The organism is Arachidicoccus terrestris, assembly GCF_020042345.1.
GTDB classification, from domain to species: Bacteria; Bacteroidota; Bacteroidia; order Chitinophagales; family Chitinophagaceae; genus Arachidicoccus; species Arachidicoccus terrestris.
In genome coordinates, this window is record NZ_CP083387.1 from 3224003 (window position 1) to 3237023 (window position 13021).

Below are 13021 nucleotides of genomic sequence, written 5' to 3' on the forward strand. Positions count from 1 at the left end.
ATCTGTGGCAATAAAGAAACCGGTAAAGAAGAAGGTGGCACCGCTTAAAGAGGTAAAAGTACCGAAGACAAGTGTAAAGACCAGTAAACCTTATGCACCTAATTATCAGCCCCTGGAAGAAAGAAAGGCGGCCGATGGGGCTAATGAACTGATGATCCGTTATTCAGATGCGGAGCTGGAAGAGTTCAGGGTACTCATCAATAAGAAGCTGGCAGATGCCAGTCGTGAAGTAGCTTACTTACAGGGTATCATTACCCGTAAAGACGATATGGGGGGTGATGTTGACGGTCGTTATATGACCATGGAAGACGGAACCGTCAGCATGGAAAGAGAGCAGATGTCACAGATGGTCAGCCGTCAGATCTCTTTTATCGATAACCTGAAAAAGGCGCTGATCCGTATCGAGAACAAAACCTATGGTGTATGCCGGGTAACGGGTAAACTGATTGATAAGGCCCGACTGCGGGCTGTTCCGCATGCGACCTTGAGCCTGGAGGCTAAACTGGGTATCGTTAAACCAAAAGAACAGAATTAAAATTATACCAGAAAGCAGCCTGACCATTCCGGCTGCTTTTTTATTCGATTTCATTTATATTAATTATTTTATGGAAGAATTATTAAAGCGCTTAAAAGAAGAAGCTGATCTAAATGATCAGCAGGCTGCCAAGTCCATCGAAGTTGTCAAGGACTTTGTGAAGGAGAAATTTCCAATGCTCAGCGATGCTGTAGATAAGATTTTTGCCTCCAACGGTTAAAAGAGTATTGTGTTTGAAACAGAGCTGCTCCTATGTTTTGAAGTAAGCCGTCTTATGAATCAAGTGAATTATGACAGGAAAAACAGATAGTAAGCAAAAACAAGACAGACCCGTTATTCTTATTACCAATGACGATAGCATCCATGCACCTGGCATCCGGGCACTGGTGGAAGCGGTAAGTGATTTAGGAGAGGTCGTCGTAGTGGCGCCAGATAAGCCGCAAAGCGGTATGGGGCATGCCATCACTATCGGATTTCCGCTCAGACTCGTCAAAGCACAGCTTTTTGGCAACGGCGTCGAAAGTTATCACTGCTCCGGTACGCCGGTAGACTGCGTGAAGCTCGCTGTTGATAAAGTCCTGCATCGCAAACCGGATATCTGTTTGAGTGGTATTAATCACGGTGCCAATCATTCTATCAATGTGATCTATTCAGGCACGATGTCTGCGGCACTGGAAGCCAGCATCGAGGGTATACCCAGCCTGGGGTTCAGTTTGCTGGATCCTAGTGTGGAAGCTGATTTTGAAGGTGCCCGCAAATATGCCAGACTACTGGTAGAAAGTCTGTTACATAAAAAACTGGACAAACATTTATGTCTGAACGTGAATTTTCCGGCTGTACCCGCGGATCTGATCCAGGGAGTGAAGATCTGCAGGCAGGCTTATGCTAAATATGAGGAAGATTTTGAAGAGCGCAAAGACCCGACTGGAAAAAAATATTACTGGCTGACCGGTGAATTCGTTAATTTTGATGAGAAGCCTGATACGGATGTATGGGCACTGGCCAATAACTACGTAAGCGTCGTGCCGGTGCAATTTGACCTGACCAATTACAAATTAAAAGAAACGCTGGAAAAACAACTACATTTTGATGCTTAAAAAAGATAATGTTAAACTGGGAATACTGATCGGCCTTTTGGCACCGTCGATCGGTATACTGGGGTATTATCTGGTTAAGTTCTTTCCCGTTTTTTCCTTTAAAGAGTATGCAAGGGCTGTCTTTCATAATAAATCTATACTGACGGCCGTATCCAGTATATCTTTGATGGCCAATGTAATCATCTTCACTTACTATATCAATCGCAAGATCGATCAGACGGCGAAGGGTATTTTTTTGATCACCTGCATTTATATTCTGGCCGTTCTTGTTTATAAAATCGTTTAACGCTGGGCTATGGAATATTTTGTCCATCTCCAAAAGGATAAACATTTACGAAAGGCACTTTTAAGCCCGCTGCCTCCGCTGCAAGTGAGATCAGGAGCGCCTATCCGGCTGATTCAGTCTATTATGGGCCAGCAACTCAGCGTCCGAGTCGCCCAAGTACTCCATGAGCGCTTTTTCAGACTCTGTGGCCGAAAAAATCCCTCCCTTAAGCTAATCAGCGACCTGGATCCAACGCAGCTTCGCTCCATTGGTCTCAGTAATGCTAAATCCCAGTATGTGCTGAATGTAGCCCGGTTCTGTCTGGATAACAAAGTAACCGATAAAAGGCTCCAGGGCATGGAATCTGAGGAGGTTATCGAATGGCTGACCCAGATCAAGGGCGTAGGGCGCTGGACAGTTGAAATGCTTTTAATGTTCACCCTGGGCCGCGAAAATATCTTTGCTGTGGATGATCTGGGTATTCAGCTGGCCATGGCCAGCTTATATAAACTTGATCGTGCAGACAAAAAGCAGTTCCGCCGTCAGGTGTTGGAGATTTCTGACGGGTGGAGCCCCTATAAAACGTACGGATGTATGCATTTATGGGCTTTTAAGGACAATACCCCTGCCTGAAAAGGCCTATTTTTTGCAAAAAAAATAACGGATTTGCTCCCTAATCAGTACATTTGCCTCTTGTAAACGTTTCAAAATAATCAATAAGTAAAGATTTTTATGGCTACAACTTCTGATATCAGTCGTGGTTTAATCCTGAAATTAGACAATAACCTGTACTCTGTCGTAGAGTTCGGAGAAAATAAAACCGCAAGAGCCGCGGCCAAAGTATGGGCAAAGTTAAAAGGGGTGGATAACAACCGTACGATTGAAAAGACCTGGAACAGTGGAGAGACCATTTTTCCTGTCAGAGTAGAAAAACACGCATTTCAGTACCTATATAAAGATGAAACCGGGTATAATCTGATGAATAATGAGACATTTGAGCAGATTACCCTCGCTGAAGAAATGATTGATGCCCCCCAATTCCTAAAGGACGGTAGCGAAGTCAATGTATTTATCAATACAGAAACAGAACAGCCCATTGGTGCTGAATTACCTGAAAAAATTGTTCTGCAGGTAACTTATTGTGAACCCGGCCTGAAAGGCGATACCGCTACCCGTGCCACCAAGCCTGCCACGCTGGAAACAGGCGCTACTGTCAATGTGCCGCTTTTTGTCAATGAAGGGGAATTGATCCGTATCAATACAAAGACCGGGGATTACGTAGAAAGAGTGAAGGAGTAGGAGACTACTTGTCCTTTGCCTTGAAGCTGGGTAAATGCGTTTCCGAAGATGAAGGAAAGGGTTTTTGCCTCGCTTTCCAGCGCCCGCTATTTTTAGAGAAAACCGCATGGTATATTAAACACATGCTATGTTTTTTTAGTATAGAAAAATTCGGTAATTTTCAATAAAATTGTAATTATTCATAATTAATTTTTAACCATGGAATATAAACAGATCCAGGAACTTATCAAGACGATTAACAAAAGCAATATAGGCGAGCTTTCCATCGAGGAGAAGGATTTCAAGATCACCATCAAGCAGAAAAAGGAAAACATCCAGACTTTTGTTAATGCGCAGCCCATTCAACCGAATTTTCTGCCACAGGCGGCAGCACCCGCTCCATTGCCTCAGCAAGGTCCAGCACCCGCTGCTGAAAAGAAAGCAGCGGCAGCCGATACGAGCAACCTGGTCACCATCAAGAGCCCGATGATCGGCACATTTTACCGTCGCGCCTCCCCGGATAAGCCCTTACTCGTTGAAGTGGGACAGGAAGTAAAACCCGGACAGTCTGTCTGTATAATTGAAGCCATGAAACTGTTCAATGAAATCGAAAGCGAGGTGTCAGGTACGGTTGTAAAAGTACTGGTAGATGACGCCTCTCCGGTGGAATTCGATCAGCCTTTATTTTTGGTAGAACCCCAATAAAGAAAGATATAGCGCCCGGCCGTATGGCCTGGCCTGTTTGTTTAGGGCCGGTTGGCCCAGTTAATTTTTCCCCGGTGAACAAGACAGACAGGGGTTAGGATACTAAAGGCAAGTGTCAGATGTGATGTATCAGCTTTCTGTGTCCATTTAATCATGACCAAATTCATACAATGTTTAAGAAGATATTAATTGCCAATCGCGGAGAAATTGCCCTGAGGGTTATCAGAACCTGCCGTGAAATGGGTATTAAAACGGTTGCTGTTTATTCTACTGCTGATAAAGAAAGCCTCCATGTACGTTTTGCAGATGAGGCCGTCTGTATTGGTAAGGCTCCTAGTGTAGACTCCTACCTGAATATTGCGCATATTATGGCAGCAGCAGAGATTACCAATAGTGACGCGATTCATCCGGGTTACGGGTTTTTAGCCGAGAATGCCAAATTTGCCCAAATCTGTAATGATCATGGCGTGAAATTCATCGGACCCACTGCTGAGATGATCAACATGATGGGTGATAAAGTGACAGCTAAAGATACGATGATCAAGGCCGGTGTGCCGGTAGTACCCGGAGTGGAAGGGTTATTACAGAGTCTCGAGCACGCGAAAGCGTCCGCAAAGATCGTGGGCTATCCGGTGATCCTGAAAGCAACCGCCGGAGGTGGCGGTAAAGGAATGCGGGTTGTCTGGAAAGAGGAGGAAATGGAGAAAAATTACACCACGGCTAAAATGGAAGCGGCTGCTTCCTTTAAGAACGATGGTATTTATATGGAGAAATTTGTGGAAGAACCGCATCATATTGAAATACAGGTGGCCGGCGACCAGTTTGGTACCGTCTGTCATATGAGTGAAAGAGATTGCTCTATTCAGCGCCGTCACCAGAAGCTGGTAGAAGAATCACCTTCTCCTTTCATGACGCCGGAGTTGAGAGAAGCGATGGGCGCTGCCGCTATCAAGGCTGCTGCTTCTATCAATTATGAAGGTGTGGGAACCATTGAATTTCTGGTAGACAAACATCGCAATTTCTACTTTATGGAAATGAATACCCGTATACAGGTAGAGCATTGTGTGACGGAAGAAGTCATTAATTTTGATCTGATCAAAGAACAGATCAAAATTGCCATGGGAGAGAAGATCTCCGGTAAGAATTATGTCCCGGTAATGCACGCTATTGAATGCCGTATTAATGCGGAGGATCCCTATAATGACTTCAGGCCTTCTCCCGGTACAATTAAGACACTTAATACACCTGGCGGACATGGTGTCCGTGTGGACAGCCACGTGTATTCCGGTTATGCGATCCCTCCCTACTATGATTCCATGATCGCCAAACTGATCGCGGTGGCCAGAACCAGGGAAGAAGCGATTGATACGATGTACCGTGCCCTGAGTGAATATGTAATTGAGGGAGATGGTGTAAAAACGACCATTCCATTCCATCTGCAACTGATGCAGGATGAGCAGTTTCGCAAAGGGGAGTTTACGACTAAGTTTATGGAATCTTTCAAGATGAAGTAAGCAAAATGATACATTGCCTGAACAGGCGCAAGAAGAGGGTGGCCAAGTAACAACTAAGACGGACTACCCTCTTTTGTTTTTAGGCTAACTTAGCCCATAAAAAAGAAGATAAAGCGCGTTAGAAATATGAGTGGAAAATTAGAATTGGGCCTGTTATGGGAGCCGGAAAATCTAAAGAAAAATAACGGGTATTTTTCCTTTCTCTCTATTGTGACCAATGGAAAAGTAACGACCTACCGCAAAGGCGAAATCAATAAGAAAAATATTAAAAACCTGAGAGCCGGGTTTTCCTCTACCTATAACCAGTTTCTCGAATCAATTGGCAAGGAAGCTAATCAAATGAAAATAGGGGCGGCGGAAATGTTGCTTACACGGGCGGGAAATGATCCTGGCATCCAGCGAATGGTCGCTGAACAGGTTTGTAAACATACCTATGAGCAGGTAACGCGTTTTGCCAAAGCCTCCCATGTGCTGTTGCATTATCAATGGACGACAGACCCGGTAACCAACACTAAAAAACTGGAGCCCTGCCAGATATCCAATCAGATTTTATCCATACATTTTGAACTGGTCCGACAGGAAAATAAGTTTTATGCCATCCCTTACATTAAACGTAACGGCCGGACCGCCCCGCTTTCACAGGACAGCAGATTTGAATTTATGGTCCGTGGCGGTAATGACTGGCAATTTTTGACACTAAAGGATTATAAGATCCTTAAGTGGCTGGAAGAAATGGAGGCGGAATCAGAAAATTTAACCGCGGAAAAGTTTCCCGAGAAAATTCTTCGCCGCCTGGAACTCGATTATACGGTCATTAAGAATGGGTTTTTTGAGATCCGGGAGATCCGGGAGCGGCCGCAGTGCAGCATTCAGCTCTCTGAGCTCAATGATGCTTTTTTGGTCTTTATGCCGCGTTGGAGCTACGATCATCTGATGGTGGACGGTACTTATGTGCCGTCACAGGAATTGATGCATAAGGGCATCGGCTACCGTATCTACAGAGACAAAGAACGGGAAGAGGCATTCCTGACCTATGTAAAGGGATTGCATACGGCTTTTCCGGCTCAGGCTAAAAGAGGCTTTTTTTATCTTTCATTTTCTGAAGCCAGAAAAAAACAATGGTTTGTCAAGGCCTATAAAAACCTGCTGGAAGAAAATGTGCAGATCTTAGGTCTGGATAAACTCTCTCACTTTAAGTATAGTCCACATGAACCGGCCACCAGTATGAAGCTGATCTCCAATAATGGAGCAAGCATATTGATTGAGCTGAAAGTCTGTTTCGATAAAGAGCAGGTGCCGGCAACAACGATACAGAAAATGCTGCTCGCCGGACAGAATAATGTACTGTTGAAAGACGACAGTATTGCTGTTTTTCCGGAGGAGTGGCAACTGCAGTATGGGGTGTATATAAAACATGCCCAGATAGAGAAGCATACACTCTTATTGCCTTCCTGGCTATTTTGGGAAGTACAGAATAAACAGCAGGACGCTAAACAGATCGCAGAAAACATCTTACCCGATAGCTGGCGGGCTGCCTGGAGGAAATGGCAGGAAAATAAGGAGATCGTCTACGAAGTACCGGCCGCAGTACAGGCGACTTTGAGGCCCTATCAGCAAAAAGGCTATGAGTGGATGGTGCTGTTATCGGAGATGCAAGCCGGCGCCTGCCTGGCTGATGATATGGGCCTGGGGAAAACCCTTCAGACCATCTGTTTTCTGGCCAGGCAGTGGGAACTCACTCCCGATGGCAGAAGTATTGTTATATGCCCCGCTTCGCTCTTGCACAACTGGCAGCAGGAGATGGAAAAATACCTGCCGGGTAAATCCACTTATCTCTATACGGGCCCTTCAAGGAGTTGGACCGGATTTCTGGAAGGCGATTATGACCTGCTGATCGCCAGTTATGGCACCGTCAGACAGGATATTGATAAACTCTGTTCACTTGTCTGGCAGGTGGCTGTCATCGATGAAAGTCATAATATTAAAAATACGACGGCCAGTATCACGCGCTCGGTAAGCATGATCCGGGCGGTGAGCAGGATCGCGCTCAGCGGTACGCCTGTCATGAATAATACATTTGATCTTTTTGCCCAGCTGAATTTTGTATTGCCGGGCCTGTTGGGATCTAAAAGCTTTTTTAACAATGAGTATGTCATCCCTATCGACCGGGAAGGGGATCTGGATAAGATGGAGTCATTAAGGAATCTGACCAGTCCTTTTATCCTGAGACGCACCAAGGCTCAGGTGGCTAAAGATCTGCCCGAGCGGACAGAATCAACGCTCTGGTGCGAGATGGGTGAAGGGCAACGGTTGTATTATGAGGAAGCCAAAACCCAGATACGCGACAGCCTTTTTCTGGATATCAAAAACGAGGGTTTAAATAAAGCCAGATTTAATATCATCCAGGGCCTGCAACGGCTCCGGCAGATCTGCAATGCGCCGCAGTTAATCAAAGATGCGGGAAACGCTGTCTGCACCGACTCTATTAAAATTGAATACCTTCTTGAGCGACTGAGCGATATTAAAGATGAAGGGGCTAAAGCACTGGTCTTCTCTCAGTTTACCGGAATGCTGAACCTGATCGCAGAGGCCTGCCAGGGGCGGGGAATTGACTTTTATCATTTTGACGGCAGCACACCTACGGCCCAGCGCCATGAAATGGTTCGCAATTTTCAGTCAGAAGGGGATGATAAGACGGCGTTTTTAATCAGTCTTAAAGCCGGTAATGCTGGTTTAAACCTGACGGCAGCACAATATGTTTTTCTGGTCGATCCCTGGTGGAACAGTGCGGTGGAGCAGCAGGCCATTGACCGGACCCACCGTATCGGCCAGCACTCACACGTATTTGCTTACCGGATGATCTGTAAGGATACGGTAGAGGAGAAGATCCTGGCTATTCAGCAGAAAAAGAAGAGGCTTTCTGATGAGTTGATCAGTGCTGAGGAAGGATTTGTCAAACAGATCACTGAAGACGAGCTACAGTATTTATTTAGTTAGTTTGCCCGTTCTGCAATGATTATAGGGCCTAGGAGTTTCTTCTTTTACCGCGGTTATGCCGGCTAATAGGATTGAAATCACTGCCTGCGTTATCATGGTCTTTACCACCTAGGTGCAAATTTCGCAGATTGTAGGAAAATGTCAACAGAAAATATCTTTTAAAGACATCTGTCTGGGACTGCTGGATATAATTATCGGAGCGCGTAAAAGACAGGCCATTACTCTGGTTAAGCAGATCCGTAACGGATAAGGTCAATTTAGCCGCTTTATCGAAAAAGAATTTAGCCACCGCCAGGTTTAAAATGGTGCTGTTATTTTGTTGTTCCTCAGGAAGGCCCGCATACAATGTATAATCGAATCCAGCTGAAGACTCCCATCCCGACTCGGTGTACCAGGTGCCGTCAAATGAAAATTTCTGGTCAAAATAGTTGCCATTGGTACGGTCGCTTACAGAATAATGAATGATGTTATAAGTCGGCCTGGTGGAGAAATTAATATCAAAAGCTTTTTCCAGATTGGTCCGCCATCTGAAGGTTTCTGAAAGCTCAATTTTCGTCGTATAATTTTTAACCTGATCGATCAGGCTGACTTGGTGCCGATGATTGATCCTTGTCTGAAGATCCAGATTGGATGGGATAAACCGGATAGGAATACCAAACCCCAGATAAGCGTTGATCTGATAGTTACCGTTGATATTAACCGGTTTGGAAAATTGTCCGCCATTGTCCAGCCTTTTAATTGAATTGACGACGCTATTTGTGGCAACCTCCATATTGACCCTGGCATTGACTGACCTGCTGGTCACACTGTCTCTGTTTCTATATTCGAGAGAAACCTGGTGATTAAAGCGCTGCTTCAGGTCCGGGTTGCCGGCCCTGATATATAAAGGGTTCGAATTATCCACAATGGGCTGCATCTGGCTCACCTCCGGCTGACTGGTGCGCCCGCGATATCTGAACCTCAGACGCCGCCATTTGCTGAACCGGTAGGTCAGACTCGCAGTGGGATACAGGTTTACATAGTTCTGATGAATATCTGTGTGTTTGGTATAATTGAGGCTGTTGACTTTTCCCCATTGAACACCAGAGCCCACACTTAACCGGATATAATCCGTATGATATCGATAGCTGAGGGTTGAGCGTGTCGATTGATAGGTATTTCCATAAAAATTGGTCAGTGTTGTATCGATCGTGGTATAGTCTCCCGTCAGCTCATCGTAATTATAGGTCCGCTGATCTGACTTGCTTTTAGAATAGGCCGCATTTAACTCGAGCTGAACCATATGGTGTACGCCAAAAGGTTCTGTGTAATCTAAATTCGCACGGTATGACTGGTTATCAGACGTGTTGAGAAATTGCCGCCTGGTCAGATCCAGACTATCCGCGATAAAGTCATATAGATCTGTCTGGCTAAGGCGGGTACGGTCATTATTGTTTTGGTGGATATTCACGTCCAGGGAAATGGAACGCCCCCTCTTTTTAAACCGGTGATTATACGTTGTTGATAGCGAAAAATTCTCCTGGTGACTATCGGAGCTGGAGGTATTGGTCGTTTTGTTCTTATGGACAACGTTATCCAGATAGGCGCTGTCGATACTGGTATTGGATGCATTTGTGCTTTCACTGTGGCCCAGGCTATATCGGGGCCGTATGTATAGCTCGTTTGTCGAATCAAATTTTGTTTCCCAGTCGAGAGAAAAATTATGTTTGATTTCGCTGCTCCAGGCAGACCTGGTGGTATGTTTATTGAAAACAGTATCATTGGTGTATAAATCCTGCCGCCAGGATTCAGATGCCTGATTGTTGGTGTTTTTGTCATAGGTATAGCTTCCGGAAACCTTTGTTTTCTGGCCGATCATATTGCGATAATTGCCGCCCAGTTTGGTGCGGTGGTTTTTTCCGACTTGCGCCCCACTGACATTGTCCGTTTTAGCAATAAAGGATAGTTGTTTTTCCGGGCCATAGAGGAACGCTTTCCCATCTATGCGGTATAGTGGCGTCTTAAGGTTTAGCCCCCTGCTACCGCCAGCGATAGAGGGCTTGCCGAAAAGTCCTTTAAATTTACGACGGGTCACGATATTGATGGTCCGGATTCGTTCACCGTCATCAAAACCGGTAAACTTGCTTTGATCAGTCTGGGCATCGTAAACCTGAATTTTTTTGATCGCATCAGCCGGCAGGTTTTTAATGGCCATGGCCGGGTTGTCCCCGAAAAAGGGTTTACCATTTACATAAATCTTAGGAACCGCCTCTCCGTCAGATTGGACATTTCCATCTTTATCAACTTCCAGACCGTCCATTTTATTTATGAGATCCCCGGCGGTGGCGTCAGGTTTCAGGGAATAGGCGTCGGCGTTGAATTCCGTCGTGTCACCGTTCATGGTAACAGGCCGAACGGCGGTGACAGAGACTGTTTCCATATCGTTGACATGATCGGCCAGCAAAATGGTGCCTATATCCAGGGTGTCTTTGGCGGGATCGATGGATAGGTATTTGAGTACGGATGAGAAGCCCTGGCACTGGATATCTATTACATAGGTGTCGGGTGTCAGCCTGGTAAATTGAAAACGCCCTATGCTATCCGAGATCAGATATTTTGCCTGAGCGGTGTCACTTGCCTTCATAAGCTTGAGGGTCGCATTGGGGATTGGTTTCAGGTTGGAGTCCTTAAGGCGGCCCATCAATACCGTTGGAGATGCGGTTTTTTTTTGTTGTGCTTTCAGTTTTCCAAAAGAACATATCAGAACAAGACAAATTAAAGCAGAATAATGGTGCATAAACAACAAGATGTTTTCGAGATTTCACTTTATGGAATACAGCACTTTTACTATCTGTACCTCATGCAACGCTGGTTGGGCAGCCTGGCTGTATTCAACTTGATAATCATTTTTTATTTTGAATAATTTATTTACTGTAGCAGGATGATCCATCTGCGCTTGAACATTCTTTCTCCGGTATTCGAAATGCACTTTTCAGTTGCCCGGTGTCTTCACTTTCTGCCTGCTGACCCGCGAACCTGTCTAAGCGGGCATACCCCTATAGCCGGGAAATACGCAGTAATGCGCTTTATTACAATCTGAAAATATTTTGGAACTTGTTATGAATGCGACAACGCCTTTCAAGCCGGATGTTAGATGATTAAAGCCGGGAAAAGTTTAAAAGCAGGCTTTATTTGGATAGTTTGCTGCCAGACATATATCCGCCACCAGAAGAATGCCCGCTACAGCGGGCATTAGAGAGGATAGACCGCAAATAGGCGGGAGGCTATTATAGGAGAATAGGGAGTCTCATATATTAGCGTAATTATGTCCGATATTATCCTATTCAAGCATTTCAGCGGATAGCACTTATTGTTTATCTAGTTTCCAGACACAGAAGGGCTGTAATGCATTTGTACATTACAGCCCTTCTGTGCTGATGCGGATAGGTCGTAGTTTTGGTTGGGCACGCGAAAGTTGATAACGGACCTTAAAGTCAGAATATGCGCGCTGCCGGAACCTTTGCGATATTGCCTGTAAGCGCCTATTTAGAGATCAGTATTTTGTTGGCGGATGCTGATCAGGTTTAGGCATTTTTCATCTTCTCCAGGTCCAGTTTTACCATCTGCATCATCGCCTTCATGACACGGTCTGGCTTACCGGGTTCTTTACTGTGCAACCACTGGCTAAACGCAGCCGGCACTATTTGCCAGGAGATCCCAAATCTATCGGTCAGCCAGCCGCATTCCATTTCCTGGCCGCCTTCGGACAAGTGTGACCAGTAATAGTCAATTTCTTCCTGCGTATCACAATTGACCATAATGGAAGTAGCCGGAGAGAATTTAAATGAAGGTCCGCCATTCAGGGCCATATACCTGATTCCGGCCATTTCAAACTCGATGGTCAGCGGGGTTTCCTTTCCCTGCCTGGGCGGCGCAATATCTGTGTAGAACTTGCTATGAACCTTGCCATCCTTGAATATCTCCATATAGTAGTTGATCGCCTCTTCGGCATTGCCGTCAAACCAAAGGCAGATAACAGACTGTTGCATGATTGTGAATTTTTATTGATGAATTATTTGATCTATTCATTTGGAGTGCCTTCCTTTTTTTCTAAGGCGCTGTTGATCATCCACTGGACGCCAAACTGATCGGCGAGTTGCCCAAACAGGTCTCCCCAGAATGTTGGTTGCATATCGACCTGGATGGTTGCGCCCTGAGACAACTTTTCAAAAAGCCGCCGCGCCTCAGCTTCATTATCGGCTCTGATGTTGATAAACTGATTATTGCCCTGGATCATCGCCTGGGCGTCACCAGAACAAACGGAATGGATCATGTCAGATGCCATTAACATTTGGCCGTTGGCCAGCGGGAGACAAATGTGCATTAATTTATCAGCTTCTGCAGGGTCCAGTTTTTTACCCTCCTCAGGCGGTGTATCTGAAGCTTTCATTTTAAAACTGAACTCGCCGCCAAAAACGGATTTGTAAAAGTCAAAGGCGGCCGCGGCGTTGCCATCAAAAATTAAATAAGGACTAAGCGTTTGCATAAAGAATTATTTTAGAAATGAGTAAATGCGTGTATCAAGATTCTCCCTCAAAGTTAGTGCCTTGAATTGTGTTCTCTGCTATCATAAAACGGCAAAGCAAGGGGG

Annotated in this window: 12 protein-coding genes; 9 read left to right on the forward strand and 3 right to left on the reverse strand. The window is 45.3% G+C overall.

Features of this window, described 5'->3' with window-relative positions; all coding sequences use genetic code 11:
- Positions 1 to 4 precede the first annotated feature (4 nt).
- The 9 genes from K9M52_RS12545 (at position 5) to K9M52_RS12585 (ending at position 8391) form a co-directional block, all read left to right on the forward strand.
- Positions 5 to 535 (forward strand): TraR/DksA family transcriptional regulator, encoded by a 531-nt coding sequence (locus tag K9M52_RS12545; protein ID WP_224068770.1) that lies wholly within the window; start codon positions 5 to 7, stop codon positions 533 to 535.
- A gap of 70 nt (positions 536 to 605) precedes the next feature.
- On the forward strand, positions 606 to 755 hold the full coding sequence (locus K9M52_RS12550; RefSeq protein WP_224068771.1) for a hypothetical protein: 150 nt from the start codon (positions 606 to 608) through the stop codon (positions 753 to 755).
- Between the two features lie 70 nt (positions 756 to 825).
- On the forward strand, positions 826 to 1632 hold the full coding sequence (surE, locus tag K9M52_RS12555) for a 5'/3'-nucleotidase SurE (RefSeq protein ID WP_224068772.1): 807 nt from the start codon (positions 826 to 828) through the stop codon (positions 1630 to 1632).
- Positions 1625 to 1918: a hypothetical protein gene (locus tag K9M52_RS12560; protein WP_224068773.1), complete on the forward strand. Its 294-nt coding sequence runs from the start codon at positions 1625 to 1627 to the stop codon at positions 1916 to 1918. The genes surE and K9M52_RS12560 overlap by 8 nt, the downstream gene beginning before the upstream one ends.
- A 9-nt stretch (positions 1919 to 1927) precedes the next feature.
- Positions 1928 to 2530, forward strand: coding sequence for a DNA-3-methyladenine glycosylase family protein (locus tag K9M52_RS12565; protein WP_224068774.1), 603 nt, complete (start codon positions 1928 to 1930; stop codon positions 2528 to 2530).
- Positions 2531 to 2629: 99 nt separating this feature from the next.
- Positions 2630 to 3196, forward strand: a complete 567-nt coding sequence (gene efp / locus K9M52_RS12570) for an elongation factor P (RefSeq protein ID WP_224068775.1) — start codon at positions 2630 to 2632, stop codon at positions 3194 to 3196.
- 198 nt (positions 3197 to 3394) lie between these two features.
- Positions 3395 to 3880, forward strand: a complete 486-nt coding sequence (accB, locus tag K9M52_RS12575; protein ID WP_224068776.1) for an acetyl-CoA carboxylase biotin carboxyl carrier protein — start codon at positions 3395 to 3397, stop codon at positions 3878 to 3880.
- A gap of 170 nt (positions 3881 to 4050) precedes the next feature.
- Complete coding sequence (accC, locus tag K9M52_RS12580) at positions 4051 to 5394, forward strand: acetyl-CoA carboxylase biotin carboxylase subunit (protein ID WP_224068777.1); 1344 nt, start codon at positions 4051 to 4053, stop codon at positions 5392 to 5394.
- A gap of 126 nt (positions 5395 to 5520) precedes the next feature.
- A complete protein-coding gene (locus K9M52_RS12585; RefSeq protein ID WP_224068778.1) occupies positions 5521 to 8391 on the forward strand; it encodes a DEAD/DEAH box helicase in 2871 nt (956 codons plus the stop codon).
- A gap of 28 nt (positions 8392 to 8419) precedes the next feature.
- On the opposite strand, the gene K9M52_RS12590 is transcribed toward K9M52_RS12585, so the two are convergent.
- The 3 genes from K9M52_RS12590 to K9M52_RS12600 form a co-directional block, all read right to left on the reverse strand.
- Complete coding sequence (locus K9M52_RS12590) at positions 8420 to 11071, reverse strand: TonB-dependent receptor (protein ID WP_224068779.1); 2652 nt, start codon at positions 11069 to 11071, stop codon at positions 8420 to 8422.
- An 883-nt stretch (positions 11072 to 11954) separates the two neighbouring features.
- On the reverse strand, positions 11955 to 12419 hold the full coding sequence (locus K9M52_RS12595; RefSeq protein WP_224068780.1) for a VOC family protein: 465 nt from the start codon (positions 12417 to 12419) through the stop codon (positions 11955 to 11957).
- Positions 12420 to 12451: 32 nt separating this feature from the next.
- On the reverse strand, positions 12452 to 12916 hold the full coding sequence (locus tag K9M52_RS12600) for a VOC family protein (RefSeq protein WP_224068781.1): 465 nt from the start codon (positions 12914 to 12916) through the stop codon (positions 12452 to 12454).
- Positions 12917 to 13021: the final 105 nt, after the last annotated feature.